General features: G+C 39.0%; 14 protein-coding genes and 1 riboswitch. Of the genes, 3 read left to right on the forward strand and 11 right to left on the reverse strand.

Annotation, left to right across the window (positions count from 1 at the left end; all coding sequences use genetic code 11):
* Position 1: 1 nt before the first annotated feature.
* Complete coding sequence (locus Q360_RS0112255; protein ID WP_245603248.1) at positions 2-1,510, reverse strand: sulfatase family protein; 1,509 nt, start codon at positions 1,508-1,510, stop codon at positions 2-4.
* Between the two features lie 375 nt (positions 1,511-1,885).
* On the opposite strand from Q360_RS0112255, the gene Q360_RS0112260 reads away from it, so the two are divergent.
* Positions 1,886-2,617: a carbonic anhydrase family protein gene (locus tag Q360_RS0112260; RefSeq protein WP_027077375.1), complete on the forward strand. Its 732-nt coding sequence runs from the start codon at positions 1,886-1,888 to the stop codon at positions 2,615-2,617.
* 91 nt (positions 2,618-2,708) lie between these two features.
* Here Q360_RS0112260 and Q360_RS0112265 read toward each other — a convergent pair whose 3' ends face one another.
* The 4 genes from Q360_RS0112265 to Q360_RS26990 all read right to left on the reverse strand — a co-directional run bounded on the left by Q360_RS0112265 (position 2,709) and on the right by Q360_RS26990 (position 9,298).
* Complete coding sequence (locus Q360_RS0112265; RefSeq protein ID WP_027077376.1) at positions 2,709-3,872, reverse strand: trans-sulfuration enzyme family protein; 1,164 nt, start codon at positions 3,870-3,872, stop codon at positions 2,709-2,711.
* A 46-nt stretch (positions 3,873-3,918) separates the two neighbouring features.
* Positions 3,919-7,305 (reverse strand): bifunctional aspartate kinase/homoserine dehydrogenase I, encoded by a 3,387-nt coding sequence (gene thrA, locus Q360_RS0112270; protein WP_027077377.1) that lies wholly within the window; start codon positions 7,303-7,305, stop codon positions 3,919-3,921.
* Positions 7,306-7,394: 89 nt separating this feature from the next.
* Positions 7,395-8,687, reverse strand: coding sequence for an O-acetylhomoserine aminocarboxypropyltransferase/cysteine synthase family protein (locus Q360_RS0112275; RefSeq protein ID WP_027077378.1), 1,293 nt, complete (start codon positions 8,685-8,687; stop codon positions 7,395-7,397).
* 124 nt (positions 8,688-8,811) lie between these two features.
* Positions 8,812-8,953, reverse strand: a riboswitch (SAM riboswitch).
* Positions 8,954-9,169: 216 nt separating this feature from the next.
* Positions 9,170-9,298: a hypothetical protein gene (locus Q360_RS26990; protein ID WP_262493220.1), complete on the reverse strand. Its 129-nt coding sequence runs from the start codon at positions 9,296-9,298 to the stop codon at positions 9,170-9,172.
* Positions 9,299-9,309: 11 nt separating this feature from the next.
* Between Q360_RS26990 and Q360_RS0112280 the strand changes: the two genes are divergently transcribed.
* Complete coding sequence (locus Q360_RS0112280) at positions 9,310-10,179, forward strand: DUF808 domain-containing protein (RefSeq protein WP_027077379.1); 870 nt, start codon at positions 9,310-9,312, stop codon at positions 10,177-10,179.
* Positions 10,180-10,231: 52 nt separating this feature from the next.
* Here the strand turns inward: Q360_RS0112280 and Q360_RS23095 are convergent, their stop codons facing one another.
* The 4 genes from Q360_RS23095 to metK form a co-directional block, all read right to left on the reverse strand.
* A complete protein-coding gene (locus Q360_RS23095; protein ID WP_051554690.1) occupies positions 10,232-11,110 on the reverse strand; it encodes a sialidase family protein in 879 nt (292 codons plus the stop codon).
* Between the two features lie 19 nt (positions 11,111-11,129).
* Positions 11,130-11,360: a sialidase family protein gene (locus Q360_RS26350; protein ID WP_051554691.1), complete on the reverse strand. Its 231-nt coding sequence runs from the start codon at positions 11,358-11,360 to the stop codon at positions 11,130-11,132.
* Between the two features lie 445 nt (positions 11,361-11,805).
* Positions 11,806-13,743 carry a CocE/NonD family hydrolase gene (locus Q360_RS0112290; RefSeq protein WP_027077380.1) on the reverse strand — a complete coding sequence of 646 codons (1,938 nt, stop codon included), beginning with the start codon at positions 13,741-13,743 and terminating at the stop codon, positions 11,806-11,808.
* A gap of 172 nt (positions 13,744-13,915) precedes the next feature.
* A complete protein-coding gene (gene metK / locus Q360_RS0112295; RefSeq protein WP_027077381.1) occupies positions 13,916-15,172 on the reverse strand; it encodes a methionine adenosyltransferase in 1,257 nt (418 codons plus the stop codon).
* A 388-nt stretch (positions 15,173-15,560) separates the two neighbouring features.
* On the opposite strand from metK, the gene Q360_RS0112305 reads away from it, so the two are divergent.
* Positions 15,561-16,175 (forward strand): deoxynucleoside kinase, encoded by a 615-nt coding sequence (locus Q360_RS0112305; RefSeq protein ID WP_027077382.1) that lies wholly within the window; start codon positions 15,561-15,563, stop codon positions 16,173-16,175.
* 39 nt (positions 16,176-16,214) lie between these two features.
* On the opposite strand, the gene Q360_RS27430 is transcribed toward Q360_RS0112305, so the two are convergent.
* Entirely contained in the window at positions 16,215-16,433 is a 219-nt protein-coding gene (locus tag Q360_RS27430) for a phosphatase domain-containing protein (protein WP_394331950.1), read from the reverse strand.
* A gap of 214 nt (positions 16,434-16,647) precedes the next feature.
* Positions 16,648-17,175 carry a hypothetical protein gene (locus Q360_RS27195; RefSeq protein ID WP_316931518.1) on the reverse strand — a complete coding sequence of 176 codons (528 nt, stop codon included), beginning with the start codon at positions 17,173-17,175 and terminating at the stop codon, positions 16,648-16,650.
* Positions 17,176-17,287: the final 112 nt, after the last annotated feature.

Raw genomic sequence — 17,287 nt, forward strand, 5'->3', positions numbered from 1 at the left:
GTTATTGAGCCATCAGATTTTCCACTTGATGCCATTCCTTCCCGTTTAATTGCAGCGGTGAATTTTGTTGCAGAAGACCTGGATTGCTTCTTCCGTTTTCAATATACGAAACCATCTGCTTACTTAATTCGATTACGATATCCGGATAAAGTGCTACTATATTTTCACTTTCTGATGGGTCAGCAACTAAATTATACAATTGGTATTTAGGCAAACCCCTCACATCATCCTTCCCCGGTATAGGGTAGCTCCATCCGCCAGAATCTGGAGCAAAAATGAGTTTGTAATTGCCTTTTCTGATGGCAAAACTCCCGTTTATGGAATGATGAATCGTAGCTTCGCGCAAATAGGAGGTAGTTTCATTAGCATCAAACAACGGTACTAAAGAAAAGCTATCCTCGGCTTCGTTGTCCTTTAATGGAACATTGAGCAAATCGGCACAAGTAGCCATAAGGTCTGTCAGCGAAATAGTGGTGTTAGAGACGCTACTAGCTGCAATTTTCAAAGGCCATTTTATAATAAAAGGAACACGGTGCCCGCCTTCATAAATATCTGCCTTATGACCCCGAAATCCTGCCCCAGGGTGGTGACCATATTCCGCTAAAATTTCAAAATCAGCCTGTGGGGAACAGCCATTATCACTAGTAAAAACAATAATAGTGTTTTCTTCAATTCCCTGTGCTCTTACGGTATCCATCACTTGCCCTACGTAATCATCTATCTGCATCATAAAATCCGCATAAGGATTTATACCACTTTTCCCTTGCCATTGCGGTGTCGGCTGAATTGGCGTATGCGGCGATGGCAAGGCCAAATACAAAAAGAAAGGGGCATCTTGCTCCGACCGCTCCTTAATATGTGCTATCGACCTTCTGAAAAAGTTGGGTGTAACGTCTTCGTGCACAAAATCGGAAGCTGTTGGGCCCTTGCGCCACCAGGTATATTTTCCGGTGTCTTCGGTTACCTTATCTACATTAGCAGTAATACGTCCGTTTTCCACATAAACATAAGGTGCCATATCCAAGGAGCCTGAATGTCCATAGGTATAGTCAAAACCTAAATCGTTGGGGGAATGGCTGATATTTTGAGTGAAATCGAGGTTGTCAAAATCTTCATAATTCCATCCTTCGCCACCAAAATTAGCCGTGTCCTTTTCGGCCCAGTTCCAACCCAGATGCCATTTCCCTATAAATGCGGTATGATAGCCCGATTTTTTGAGCAGAGAAGCTACCGTAGTCCTACTTTCCGGAATCAATGCTTTTGATTTTCCTGTTAGCACCCCACTTTTCAAAGGACTTCGCCAACTGTAGCGCCCTGTAAGAATTCCGTAGCGCGTAGGCGTGCATACCGAGGACGGACTATGGGCATCCGTAAACCGCATACCTTGAGCAGCTAGTTTATCGATATGAGGGGTATTGATTTTTCCCGATGGATTATAACTTGATATATCGCCATAGCCTAAATCATCTGCCAAGATATAAATAATATTGGGTGCTTTTTCCTGCAACATCGCAGAGACTTTTTCCTTCCTACAGGAACTTAATGTGCAAAGGAAAAGAATGAGTATAACTAGAAAATGAGAATTTTTTGGCATAATAACATCGATTATATAGTCATTAGCTAAAATAAGCAATTAGGTCCATTCAGTCCTTTGGACTGTAAAATTCAAAAAGTATTTGTACTAAATTCTACAACCAGTGTCTCAAAGTCTGCTGCACACAACTTATTCTATTATCAATATGCTAAAAATAAAAACTAATTATCGTTACACCAAAAAAGGTGTAATACTATTATATTATAATACATTAACTATTGTTTATGAATAGTAATGATTTCATAATAAGATTTAGAAGCTATTTTTGCCTAGAAGTTAAAATTAAGCACCATGAGAGAAAATATTATGATAGTAGTTGGATTAATGCTGTTTTCGAATGCCATAAATTCACAAGCCTCAAGAGAAGGTACCATTGAAATTGAGAGGAGTAGAATCCTAATTGAATCCATATTATCAGCTGAAGAACAAGAGGCTTTGACGCCACTTGATGTTTTCAACACCCTGGCTGCAGGAAACGAAAGATTCGTAAGTAACGATATTACCGCTCGGGACCATTCTATGCAAATAAGGGAAAGTGCCGCATCTCAATATCCAAAAGCAATAGTTCTTTCATGCATAGACAGTAGAGTGCCCGTTGAGGATGTTTTTGATAAAGGTATTGGTGACATTTTTGTAGCTCGTGTTGCAGGAAACTTCATAAACGATGATATTCTGGGAAGTATGGAATTTGCAACAAAAGTTGCTGGCGCTAAACTTATACTGGTATTAGGACATGAAAATTGTGGAGCCATACATGCAGCTATAGATGGTGCAAAGCTTGGACATATTACCAAAATGCTAAAAAACATACAACCTGCGGTAAAAATATCAACACTATCCGAAGGGCCAAGAACTTCAAAAAATAGGTTATTAGTTCATGAAGTGAGTGAGAACAATGTACGATTGGCTATAGAAAAAATAACCAAAGACAGTTCTATTTTAAAAACTATGCTTCAAAATGGCGAAATAAGCATTAAAGGTGCAGTTTATGATATGGATACAGGTGTAGTAAATTTTTTATAATATTTGGATAATTAAGTAGCTAGCCCTTTCAGTATATTACTGAAGGGGCTATTGTAATCGTAGTAGTTTTAAAAAATTCAAACTTTATATTTTATTTTAAAGCCTGCCCAACATCTTCAATAATATCATCAATATGCTCCAAACCCACAGAAACCCGAACCATACCATCGGTGATACCTGTTTCCACTCGTTCTTCTTTAGATAACTTGCTATGCGTAGTAGATGCAGGATGGGTTACAATACTCCTACTATCGCCAAGATTTGCAGATAGGGATAACAGTTTTATAGCATCAAAGAATTTCTGACCAGCCTGCAATCCGCCCTTAACTTCGAAAGCCACTACGCAACCGCCAGCCTTCATCTGCTTTTTGGCCACTTCATATTTTGGATGTGATTTAAGGAAAGGATATTTGACCCAATTCACCTCCTTATGGCGCTCTAAATAGTTTGCCAACTTCAAGGCATTTTCACAATGGCGATCTACACGAATGGCCAAGGTCTCCAAACTTTTGGAAAGCACCCAAGCATTAAAAGGCGATAATGCCGGACCCGTAATACGGGAAAATCGATATACTTTATCAATCAATTCTGTAGTACCAACTGTAATTCCAGCCAGCACTCTACCCTGCCCATCCATCAATTTTGTTCCGGAATGAATAACCAAATCGGCTCCAAATTTTATGGGTTGCTGCAAATAGGGAGATGCAAAACAATTATCAATAACCAAAATGAGTTTGTGTTTTTTGGTAATTTTCCCCAAGGCCTCCAAATCGAGTACATCTACACCAGGATTCGTAGGCGTTTCTGCATAAATGAGTTTTGTCTTGGGCGTAATCAATGCTTCTATGGTATCTAAATCCTCAATTTTAAAACAGCTATGGTTAATGTTCCACTTGGGGAAAAAATTATTTAAAAGTGAGTGTGTTGACCCAAAAATATTACGAGCGGAAATCATGTGATCGCCACTATCTAATAAGGACGCCAACGTAGAAAATACAGCTGCCATACCACTTGCAAAAGCAAAACCAGCCTCAGCACCCTCCATTTGACAGACCTTTTCTATAAATTCGGACGAATTGGGATTGGAGTAGCGTGAATAAATATTCCGCTCCTTTTCCTCTGCAAAGGAAGCGCGCATATCCTCTGCATCCTCAAATACAAAGCTTGAAGTAAGATACAAAGGCACGGAATGTTCCAAATGCTCTGTTCGTTTTAACTGAGTGCGTATGGCGTTGGTTTCGAATCGTTTTTTCATATTTTTTCAAACTTCATAGTTCTAAGTTCCTATTTCAAACTTCCAACTACATTTTCTCCGCAATCCTCAAGATATCTCCAAAAACACCCCTTGCCGTAACTGCGGCACCGGCACCGGCACCTTGAATTACCAGTGGGTTTTTGCCATAGGATTCCGTGTATATTTCGATGATGGAATCGGAACCTTTTACTTGGCCCAGTGCGCTTGTCTTTGGTACGGAAACCAATTTTACATCTAGCACTCCTTTTTCTTTTTGCAAATTTCCATGTAAATCACCCACATAACGCAGTACATGATTCGGTTTCTGATTATTTTTGATTTGATTGAATTTCTCGTCCAAAATGGCCAAGTTATTCATAAAGAAATCGGTCTCCACCGTTTGCAAACTTTCAGGTATCAGATTATCGATGTTAATTTCAGAAAACTCATTACTCAAGTCGAGCTCACGAGCCAAAATCAATAGTTTGCGACCTACATCGTTCCCAGATAAATCTTCCCTTGGGTCAGGTTCCGTGTAGCCGCGTTGCATGGCATCTTTAAGAATGGAGGAAAAAGGCGCATCGACCTCAGAAAACGTATTAAAAATATAACTCAAAGAACCAGAAAATACTCCATTAATTCGGGTAATATTCTCTCCAGATAAATGCAGTAATTTTATCGTATCTATTAGGGGGAGTCCTGCGCCCACATTTGTTTCGTACAGGTATAGCTTTTGGTGTTTGGCTAATTCTTCCCGTAACAGTTGATAGTAATCAAAGCCCAACGTGTTGGCAATCTTATTGGAAGACACCATATCAAAACCGTTCTCTATAAAATCGAAATAACAGGCCACAAAATCTTCACTTGCTGTATTATCAATGGCAATCAGGTTTTCTAAATGATGTGTTTTGGCAAAATCAAAAATATCCTGTTGACCATAAGGCTCTCCTTTTTTTTTAAGCTCCGACTTCCAATTCTTAGAAACGCCATCGGCATTCAAGACCACCTCTTTGGAATTAGCAATAGCAAAGACCCGTAGGTCTATATGCTTTCTTTTGGCTATGGTTTTTGTCGATTTTAAAATTTGGTCTATCAGCGTGCCACCCACATTACCGTGGCCAAAAATAGCGAGATTTACTTTTTTACTAAATCCAAAGATTTGTCCGTGCATGACGTTCAAAGCTTTTATTAAATCCTGTTTATTGACTACTAAACTCACATTCTTACCAGACACCGTATTGTTAAACAAGAGGGGCGTTATCTGATTTTTGATAAGCGCGTTGTAGGGTTTGTGAAAGGTACTCAGGTCCTGACCAACAATAGAAATGACCGAAACTTCGGCCACTACTTTTATTATATTAATGTCTTTGGATTGAAAATCTCCAGCAAATTCCTCTTCCAGCGCTTCCTTAGCCTTTTGCGCCTTATGTCGTTTTACTACAAGTCCAATACCACGTTCCGATGAGCCTTGAGAAATAATACTTACGCTAATATTATTGGATTCCAAGGTCTTAAAAATACGGGCATCTATACCTACTTTACCCAAGAGCCCCCTACCCTCCAAATTGACCAGAGCCATATCTTCTATGACCGACAAACTCTTGATTCCTTCCTTACTAGATTTAGCACTTATCAGCGTTCCTTCACTATCATAATTGTAGGTATTTAGAATACGTAAGGGAATATTTTTTTCGATTAGCGGGATAATAGTCTTGGCATGTAATATGGTTGCGCCAAAATTAGCAAGTTCATTGGCTTCAGCATAGGACAGATGTGACAGCCGTTTTGCCTCTTTCACATAATCTGGATTCGCCGTAAAAATACCGTCAACATGGGTGTAATTTTGTAATTCTTCGGCATCTAAAAAGTTAGCCAATAGCGCCGCGGAATAATTACTTCCGTTTCTTCCCAAGTTGGTCGTTTGACCATTGGCTGTGGCCGCTATAAATCCTGTAATTACAGGAACGGTATCCCCTGGCAACGCTGCAATTATATTGATCAGATTTTCTCTGGATGGTTTTTCTAACACTTTAGCATCTCCAAAGCTTGCATCCGTAATCAAAAAAGTACGCGAATCTATGAAACTAGCCTTCACTCCTTTTCCTATTAATAATTTAGTGACCAATTTCCCTGAAATTAGCTCTCCATATGACAGCACCTCGTCCTTGATTTTAGCACTGTAATCACCCAAGAGCGATACACCCTCAAACAACTTGGACAAACCTTTAAATTCCTTCGAAAGGTCTACATTACCATAGGTATGCTGTTGGTATTTCTCAAAGGCTTCAAAATCTACAACGTAATCCTTGCACTTGGCCGCGTTTTGCAATATTGTCTCCAACTGGTCGGTTGCGTTTCCTCTAGCGGAAACCACAATGGCAATATGCTCCCCATCAGAAACCTTATCACAGATAAGTCTTAGTACGAGCTCCAATCCTTCTCCGTTACTCAAGGATTTTCCCCCGAACTTTAACACCTTTGGCTTTCCAGTTTTTCCGTTGGCATTAAAAACAGTATGCAGTAATTTTTCCAACTGTTGAAACTCTATCAAAAAGGCGTCGTGACCATGTAAGGACTGAATTTCTCCGTATGTCACGTTGCTATTGGCCTGCGCAATTTGTTTAAACGTATCCTTGTTTTCCTTCGCAGTAAAGAACAAATCAGAATCCACACCCACAATATGAATGTTGGTATCACTGTTTTGTAAGGCGATAAACTTTTCCTCTCCGTCTCGGGTGACATCAATCGTTTTCAGCAATTGGTTCATTAATTTATAGGCCGATAACTGAAACCGTTCCTGTAATTTCTCGCCATGATGCGTTAACCAACTCTCTACATTAAAGACTTTAAGTTCCTCGTTGGTACTCCTTTTAAAACGTTCCTTAAAAGATTCCGGCGTTCGGTAGCAAAGCATGGCATGCATACGGGCATCATGCACTGGTTGCTTAGAATTTACCAAGAACTGTTCCTGTATCTGACAGTTGCCAATCAACCAATCGGTAGATTTCCAATCGGAAGCCACAGGAATCAAATGCTCCGTTAAATTAGGGCGCAAGACCGCCATTTCCCAAGCGATACCACCACCCAAAGAACCCCCGATAATAGCGAACAGCTTGTTTACACCTAACTGCTCCAGTCCCACTAAGAAAATAGCTGCCATATCGCCAGCCACAAAATCCTTATAGTTTTCTATGATAAATTTATCATGTCCGTTGCCCGGAATATTAAAGGCAAGTATGGTGTATTTCTGCGTATCGATACATTTTTTATCCCCGATTAGGGTAGACCACCATCCTTCTGGACCCGTAATATTAGAATTACCCGTTAGTGCATGATTCACCATTACAATAGGTGCTGTGTGCAACTCCTTACCAAAAATCTGATACGAAAGTTGAATGTCTTGTGTTATGCCACTTATGGTGCGGAAGTCCTTTATCTGTAACGGTTGTAGCATTGCAATCTTAAAAAGTGTCTCTATAATTTAAAAAACAGTCGAGACAAAAATATATCTCGACTGCGCTCGATATGTCAGTACTACCAGCTTTAAACCAAAATGGCCTTATCCACTTTAGCAAAAGCATTTTCCAAATCGGTCTTTAAGTCTTCTATATCCTCCAATCCCACTGATAAACGAATTAAATCTTGACCTACACCCGCACTCTCCTGCTGCTCAGCGTTTAATTGCTGGTGCGTAGTACTTGCCGGATGAATAATTAAGGATTTTGTATCCCCAATATTTGCCACCAAAGAGAATATCTCGGTAGCATCTGTAAACTGTTTTGCTGCTTCAAATCCACCTTTTACACCAAAGGTTACCAAGCCACTCTGGCCTTTAGGTAAATATTCCTGTGCCAAATCATAGTATGTGTTGCTTTTTAAACCTGGGTAATTTACCCAAGCAACCTCATCCCTACTTTCTAACCAGGTTGCCAGTTCTAATGCGTTAGCACTATGTTGCTTAATTCTCACCGGTAAGGTTTCTAGTCCCTGTATGATTTGGAACGCATTGAAGGGACTCAAAGCTCCTCCAAAATCTCGTAAGCCTTCCAAAATTAGTTTGAAGGTAAATGCAGCAGCTCCGAGAGCTTCGCTGTACACCAATCCATGATAGCCTGCGGATGGCTCCGTAAACTCTGGAAATTTTCCGTTGGTCCAATCAAAGGTACCGGCATCGATTATGGCACCACCTAGGGTTGTTCCTTGTCCTCCAATATATTTTGTTAGGGAATGAATTACAAGATTCGCTCCGTGCTCAATAGGATTCAATAAACTTGGGGTAGCAACTGTATTATCCACTATAAATGGCACTTTTGCTGCTTTAGCTTGCTTAGATATCGCTTTTAAATCCAACACGTCTAATTTTGGATTCCCTAAGGATTCCACAAAAAATGCTCTTGTATTTTCCTGTACGGCATCCTTAAATTTTTCTGGTTCCGATGCATCTACAAAGGTGGTGGTAATACCCAAGCGTGGAAGGGTGACATTTAATAAATTAAAAGTTCCTCCATACAAACTACTAGATGCTACAATATGATCTCCCGCTTTTAATAGCGTTAGCAATCCGGTAGAAATTGCTGCTGTCCCAGACGCGAAAACTACCGCACCTACACCACCTTCCACAGCAGCAAGCCTGTCCTGTAAAATCTGGTTGGTCGGATTGTTCAATCTAGTGTAGATAAAGCCCAATTCTCCCAAGGAGAAAAGCTTTGCAGCATGATCTGTATCCTTAAAGACATAGGACGATGTCTGATAAATAGGAACCGCTCGGGTACCTCCGTTTTGCTTTGTGTCGTGACCTGCGTGTAAAGCGTTCGTTGCTAATTTGTGTGTACTCATGATTTTGTTTTTTAAATAGTTAAATAAATTATTTAAAAGCCAAACCCTAGCCAGCCGACGTTGCAGTTAGGAAAAATCAAAAAGCTATAAGAAAGTGAAAAAATTGCCTTAGGCAATTGGTTTTTCGTTATCTATACTCCAGTCCACTAAAACGTAGACACTGAAACGGGTTCAGCTTGAAGATAGAATGTAGCACCTTCTTTGCCTGAAACAAAGGGTTGCTAAGGTTTCAAAGGGTCTAATCCCTCCACCTTTCTTGATAACTATTCAATAAATGTTTGAACTTTGAAAGTACAAATTAAGCTCAGAAACTTTTAAAAACCTAATGATTTTTAAAAATTTCACAAAATCCTAGTATTTTGATGGGATAATATATCGCTTACATGCTTTCCACCTTTACCACATTATTTGTTTGAGCTATGCAACAGCCTAATACACTAAATATTTTTCTTTCCTTCTAAAAAAAAAGAATCGAAGAAAATCTACAACACATAAAACAAGGACGCTTTGTTAGAAACAGCGTAATATGAAGCCACAAAATTCGCTTTGAGTTCGTATTTGTTGCGAATGAATTCCGCTATTCCGATAACCTGATTTATCTTTGAATTCATAAATATACACTATGGCTTCCGGATTTTTTGCAATTCTAGATGATGTAGCAGCGCTATTAGACGATGTTGCAGCAATGAGTAAAATCGCCACTCAAAAAACAGCGGGAATTCTAGGAGATGACTTAGCCGTAAATGCAGAGAAAGCATCCGGTTTTGTTTCCAAACGGGAACTGCCCGTTCTTTGGGCCATTAGCAAAGGATCTCTACTTAACAAGGTTATCATTCTACCTATTGCTTTTCTGCTGAGTGCCTTTTTACCTTGGGCAGTAACACTCGTACTAGTTCTTGGTGGACTTTACCTCGCCTTTGAAGGCGCAGAAAAAATATATGAATTCTTTGTCGTACATGATAAAGCAAGTATTCCATCAGGAATGGAAGTTCCTAGTGAAAGTGATATCCTAGAGCTGGAAAAAACAAAGATTAAGTCCGCCATTGTAACGGATTTTATTTTGTCCATTGAAATTGTTATCATCGCCTTGGGCACCGTCTTAAACGAACCACTTTCCACTCAAATAGTTGTGGTGTCTATCGTTGCGCTACTCGCAACAGTAGGAGTTTACGGAATTGTTGCACTTATCGTTCGTATGGATGAATTTGGACTTAGACTCATCAACCTTAATGAAAGCGAAAACAGTATTTCCGATAAAATAGGGCGGTTTTTTGTTAACGCATTACCTATGGTTATTAAATCACTATCCGTTATTGGCACCATTGCTTTGCTCCTAGTCTCAGGTGGCATATTTGTACACAACGTGGATTTTCTTCAGGATATTTTTCCAGCGATTCCAGGTATTATCGTTGAATTTTTAGTGGGATTTTTGACGGGATTTTTGATGCTGCTACTTTATAAAGGAATCAAAAAAATATTTAAAAGAAACTAAATTTATCTCTTAACTTCTATTTTGACTTTGTGTTTTCATTATAGTTATAGGCTTATTTTTGTTCAGCTGATATATATTTATCAGCACCATCTGATAACCAATCTAGTATGAGTTCCACAAATACATTTTCTTGATAATCGTCTTTCTCAAAGAACAGACCAATTGCACCATTTGAAAGTATAGTCATAGAAGAATAAGCAGCACCTTGGCTATAAATCGTTTTACCACCCGACCAAGCTTCACCTTCATCATAACTTATTCTTACGGTAAGATTACTCCGGTTATTTTTTGAATTTGCGTTTGAAAAAAGAAGTCTGTTTTTATCATCTCCATTTTGGACAGAGGTATACCGAATAATACTAGCATTGCATCCAGCATCTACGAGCAATGTCTCCGGGCTAGACTCCCATGTTCTGCCCTTATCAGCTGACGTATGTACATAGCGTGCGCCTAACTCGTTCACTCGGCTATTTATCATCCAAGTGCCATCCGCTAGTTCCACTACCTTAGATTCATCGGCGAGTACAATAGGAGTGTCAATGAAGTACCAACTATCCCCATGGTCGTAACTTCCAAAAACGTGCAACCCTTTATCCAAATTCACAATGGTATGTAACAAGGTCCCATTGGCATTTTGTATGCCCCGACCGGCCGTAATAAACTTAAAATCTTGATGCCATTCCGGTTTTGATACCTGCGATGTTATGTCTGTGGGAGTACTCCAAGTTTTCCCATTATCAAGGCTTTTTACTACTTTAAAATAACAGACCTCTTTTTCCTTGTCTAAATCCATATAATTGAAGAAGATGAAAATTGTACCTGTGGTCGTATCAACAATCATTGAAGGGTTCGAGGCCGATTTCCCATCCGAGTAATCCACTACTGTTTCAATAGTAGACCATGAAGCTCCATTATCCGCACTGCGGCGCATGATAATATTGATATCCCTATTACTTCTTTAGATCTGCACAAGATGGTATTCTTTCATCTATGGCCACAAGCACATTTCCGTTTGGTGCCGTAACCATGGCCGGTATTCTGTAACAAGCTACCTCCGCTTTCTGTGTAGCATCGAATAAATTAGTGAATTGAAGTGAGCTACTCTCATCTTGTATGGGTCCTACTTGCACATGAACTGAGAAAGCTATGCCTAAAAACAAACAGATTAATATAGGTTTCATCTTGTAACTATACGTTATTCGTGTGGTGTCAATATAGTACTATGATTCAAGTACCCTTACTACTATCCACCACAAAGATTATTCTCTGGATTTAACTAAGTTCGTTGAAAATTGACACAAAAAAACCGCAGAAGCTTTCCTTCGTTTATTTGTGGGCTTTTAATCGTTTACAAAAAGAAATAGCCCATATAAAATAGGATTGCACTATTGCTGTCCGAAACACGTATATCGGATAATCCAATATTGTATTGGTTACCGAAATTGAATCAACTGTCCCATTTAAACCGTAGATTAAAATTCACTCCAAAATGTACAGAAATAAAACTCTCTTGTATATCGTTACGTCGTTAATCAGTAGAAAGCAAGAATCCAATTTGGGGCCCAGCTTCAAGACATAATTCTTTTGTCACATACTATTTTCCTAATTTAATGATAGTTCACCTCTTTACTCCAACACCATAAACTCCAAACTACTATCCGTAAACACGGTATGTGTTTGAGTTTTAAAATCGGCTTCATCTGCTTTAAATATATTGTCTACGTAGGTTTGTGGGTTTAAGTCAATCAGCGGAAACCAAGTGCTTTGTACTTGCACTTGTAGCTTGTGCCCTTTTTTAATGGTGTGAAATACGTCTTGCAGTTTTATGTTGACTTCCGTTTTCTCATTTGCTACAAAGGGTTCGGGATTGGAGAAACTGTTGCGGAACCTGCCTCGCATAACTTCACTACGCACCATTAAATGATAATTACTCATTCTTAAATGGGGCTGCATCTCTTCATTGGTTTCCGCATCTGCGGGATGTACGTCTATGACCTTTACAATCCAATCCGCTGCGGTACCAGTAGTCGCTACATTTAGTTTCGCAAGCATATCTCCAGCCAAAGTAAAGTCTTCTTTCATGACTTCGGTCTCAAAAACGAGTACATCTGGACGGCGAGCGGAAAAGCGCTGATCGTCAGTCATATATTTTCGTGGTGTAAATACCGTTTTAACATCCTCTGAATAAGGAACGGGCTTTTTAATATCGCTAATAAATTCGATTCCCGTAGTGCTTTCTAGTTCGGGCGTTAATTCTTGATTATCGGAAAGAAAGAAGTTCTTTTTAGTGGTTCCCTTTGGAGGCCATGCATCGTATTCTTTCCATTCTTTTCTGCCAGAATCATAAACATAAGCTTCCGGTAAACCGCTATTTACATCCCCTACACCCTTTAAAAAGTGGTTAAAGAATTTGGTCTCTATTTTCTCTTGAAAAAATTCAGAAATAGAATCCCCAAAATAATAATTACCCACTAAGTTTCTTCCGCTTCTTCGCGCCCATCGGCCATGGTCCCAAGGGCCAAATACCATTGTATTATAGCTGTTTTGATTCTTTTCTATATTCTTATAGGTCTCCAAAGGGCCATACAAATCTTCCGCATCAAACCAACCACCAACGACCATAGTTGCCACGTGCGACTTGGATTTATCCAAATGTTGAATCAAACCCCTACTTTGCCAAAGTTCATCGTAATTAGGATGCTCTTTAAGTTCGTTCCAGAAATAATCATCGGTCATACCATCAGGGGCAATGCTAACTTTATCTTTTAAATCATATTCAAATAAAGAATTCAAGTTCTTTAAGGGCCCCTTGTCCAAGAAGAATTGGTATTGATCCTCCGTTGGTAAATTGGGTAGCGCGTACCATGCAGTGTCAATTGGCTGGTCTCCATTTGGCCTTGGGGTACCAAAGAGGGAAGTAGCCCTAAAATAACTCAACATATACGCTCCGTTATGGTGAAAGTCATCAAAGAAAAAATCTCCGATACTGGCTTGTGGCGAAGATGCCTTTAAAGCGGGATGCGCATCTATTGTGGCGTATGTAGCATAATAACCCGGATACGAAATACCCCAAACACCAACATTACCGTTATTACCCTCCACATTGTTCACTAACCAATCTATAGTGTCATACGTATCTGTACTCTCATCAACATCTTTATTCGAGGTTTTATTAGGAATATAAGCTCGCATGTTTTCGTAATGCCCTTCACTGAGCCATCTTCCACGTACATCTTGGTATACCACAATATTGCCTTCTTGCATGAGGTGAATATTTGGCCCTATCTGCTTTTTGAATTCCCCATTACCGTAAGGTGCTGAACTATAAGGCGTACGCTGCATAATAATAGGATATTCTTTAGCTGTATCCTTAGGCGAATAAATAGTAGTATGCAGCGATACACCATCGCGCATTTCTATTTTTACTTCCTTTTTGGTGTAATTGTCCGAAACATAGGTTTCCGAAACTTCACCTTTTACAACTTTAGCTGTTCTGGCACAAGAAAAGGAGATACATACTACCGTTAATAGCACAAGCATATATCTAAAAGAGAACTTTGACATAATGTATAATTTTATGTTCTAAAGCTAGTGAAGATTCCTAAATTGGAGAAATAAAAAAAGAACCCAATTAGGTTCCTTTTTAAGTTATTTATCACGATGAGGCCGGTTAAATCTTTTAAAACCGAGAAGTTGAAATTTTCTACTGCTTATAATCCAATAGAAACAACTTGATTTATAAATTAAAGGCATTTTTCACTTCAACTACCATATCAAGTTTCTCCCAAGTAAAAAGCTCCACTTCCTTTTCTACCCTGCCGTTATAAGGGGATTCAAATACCTTTGTTACCGTGGTAGGCGTTTTACCCATATGGCCGTAAGCGGCAGTTTCCAAGTAAATTGGATTTCTCAATTTCAACCTGGCCTCTATGGCGAAAGGTCGCATATCAAACAAAGCGGCTACTTTTTTTGCAATAGCACCATCGCTTAAATCTACATTACTCGTCCCATAGGTATCCACATAGATAGAGGTGGGTTCCACTACACCAATAGCGTAGCTTACCTGTACCAAAATTTCGTCCGCTACACCTGCAGCGACCAAATTTTTAGCAGCATGCCTAGCTGCATAGGCGGCGCTGCGATCTACCTTACTTGGGTCTTTTCCGCTAAAAGCACCACCACCGTGGGCACCTTTGCCTCCATAGGTGTCTACTATAATTTTTCTTCCTGTAAGTCCAGTATCTCCATGTGGTCCACCGATAACAAATTTTCCAGTAGGATTAATATGATAGGTAATCTGATCGTCAAACAGCACCTGTATGTTTTTGGGAAATTGAGCTTTTACCTTAGGAATTAAAATAGAAATAATATCCGCCTTTATTTTAGCTAACATTTTATCATCGTTCGCATCAAACGCATCATGTTGTGTAGAAACTACCAAAGTATCTATTCGTTGCGGCACATTGTCATCAGAATACTCTATGGTAACCTGTGCCTTGGCGTCTGGCCTTAGGTATGGTATTTCAGTTCCGTCCTTTCGCAATTCTGCTAATACATATAAAAGTTTGTGCGAAATATCAAGCGCCAAAGGCATGTAATTTTCGGTCTCTTTTGTTGCATAGCCAAACATCATTCCTTGGTCACCGGCGCCTTGTTCTTCCTTGGAACCACGGTCAACGCCTTGATTGATATCTTGGGATTGCTCATGTATTAACGAAATAACGCCACAAGAATCACCGCTAAACTGGTATTCGCCTTTTGTATACCCTATCATGTTAATAACGTCCCGAGCAATGGTCTGCACGTCTAAATATGTATCGCTCTTTACCTCTCCAGCCAACACTACCTGACCGGTAGTCACTAGGGTTTCACAAGCCACCTTACTCTCTGAATCAAAAGCCAAAAAATGATCTAAAAGTGCATCGCTAATCTGATCTGCTACCTTATCCGGGTGTCCTTCACTAACGGATTCTGATGTAAATAAATACGCCATTTCAAAAATTTAATTCTACAAAGGATTTGACAGAAAAAAGAAGCTTATTTTCCTTAGGGAAGTTTCCGAACAAACATTCGGAACAAACTGCTTTAGCATTTAACATTGAAATTATTTCAGCTTTTAGTTTTACAAAACTAGGTCCTGAATCGGTTTCATAGTAAGAGGTTGCAATCAGTCAAATCCTTCCTCTTTGTTACAGTACAAAAGTATGAAAATAGTTAGGTTACAAAAATTATTGAAGTTCATTTTATATCGATTAACGTTTATCACATGTTTGCTATGAATTATTCGATGTTTTTCATCTACTATTTTTCCAGATACTTAAATTCCTTCGTATATTGCGCGGCACAACTTTTACCAAACCTAACCATTAAAGAGAACCAAAATGCACATTGCCGTAGCCGGAAATATAGGAGCAGGAAAAACTACCTTAACTAAATTATTGGCCAAACATTACAAATGGGAAGCGCATTTAGAAGAAGTGGTAGACAACCCGTATCTAGATGACTTTTACAACCAAATGGAACGTTGGAGTTTTAACCTTCAAATCTATTTTTTAAATAGCCGATACCGCCAAATTTTACAGATTAGAGAGAGTGGAAAAAGTGTTATCCAGGACAGAACAATATACGAAGATGCCCATATTTTTGCGCCTAACCTACATGCGATGGGTTTGATGACCAATAGAGATTTTAAAAATTATTCCAGTTTATTTGAATTGATGGAGAGTCTAGTAGAACCCCCAGAACTGCTTATCTACCTTAGAAGTTCCATTCCAAATTTGGTAAAACAGATACACAAACGTGGGAGAGAATATGAAAATACGATTTCAATCGATTATTTAAGTAGGTTGAACGAACGCTACGAAGCATGGGTACATGGTTACGAAAAAGGGAATCTATTGATTATTGATGTTGATGAGTTAGACTTTGTAGATAACCCTGAAGACCTTGGAAACGTGATCAACAGAATCGATGCAGAAATACACGGCTTGTTTTAAACTATATAACTTTTAAATAAATCCGTTCGCTTTTGTATGTTATATGGCGTCATCAGTTTTATTCACAAGTAAAAAAGGAATTTTCTTAAACTCTTTGAACAACTGTGATACACGCTCAACTCCTTTTTTATCAGCTACACTTTTTAGGTATATAGCTCTTACCTGCCCAAGAAACTTCTTTGCGATATCTATATAAATATCCCCGCCCTTTTCCCCGCCATCCCCAATAAGAATAAAGGATAGAGGATAAACTAGTATAGGTCTTTAAAATAGCAACGATTTCATGTTGTTTTTGCGGAGTCGGGCCTTTTCTGTTTTTTGCCCTGAAACTCGAGATACTACGTAATAACATTGGCCCTTTAGGAAAATTATTTGTTTTTAGAAATAGTTTTAATAGCGATAAAGGTTCCATGGACTATGGCTCACATAAAAAATAGGATTCAATTTTAAGCCTGATTTTCCCTGATGTAATTTATGATAAATCTGCTGTTCCTTCCAATGCATCCGGGCTCCCGGCTCTTTTAAATATAGTATTAACAAGGACTCTCCATTTTAAAGAAGAGACCACACCCGTATGAAGTATGGTATCGTCTATCACACCATAATCTGCATCCGCACAAGGAATAAGCATTTCACCAACAAAACAATTATTATCATTGACGCTTCTATTCAAGTTGTCAGTTGCAAAAGAAGCCGCTACCGGTAACCAGCCCTCGGTATTAGCGAACCTAGAAAAATATTCAACAAATTCATTTTTCAAATAATAGCCATTAGTATCCGTATTGGCTTTTAGGGTAATCGAACCTCCAGCCTTTACTTTTATTTTGGCGTGTTTGATTTCATCGGTTTCAAATCGTTTCCACGTGTTCAAGACTACAGCTAAGAACCCCTTTTGTTCCAAATCGATTATTTCGTCTTCCAAAGCCCTACCGCGAAGAGGAAGTCTATCATTAGTTCCGTATCCTTGAAAACAGATAATCTGTAGTTTATCTTTTTTCATTACCCCATAGCTTAAAATTAAGATATATAATAGGAATCGTTAACGCTATCCGATAATAAAAATACTCTAAATAGATAGAAACCCTAGGATCAACAACGCACTCCCACATCGA

It is taken from the genome of Maribacter antarcticus DSM 21422 (genome assembly GCF_000621125.1).
Lineage (GTDB): Bacteria > Bacteroidota > Bacteroidia > Flavobacteriales > Flavobacteriaceae > Maribacter > Maribacter antarcticus.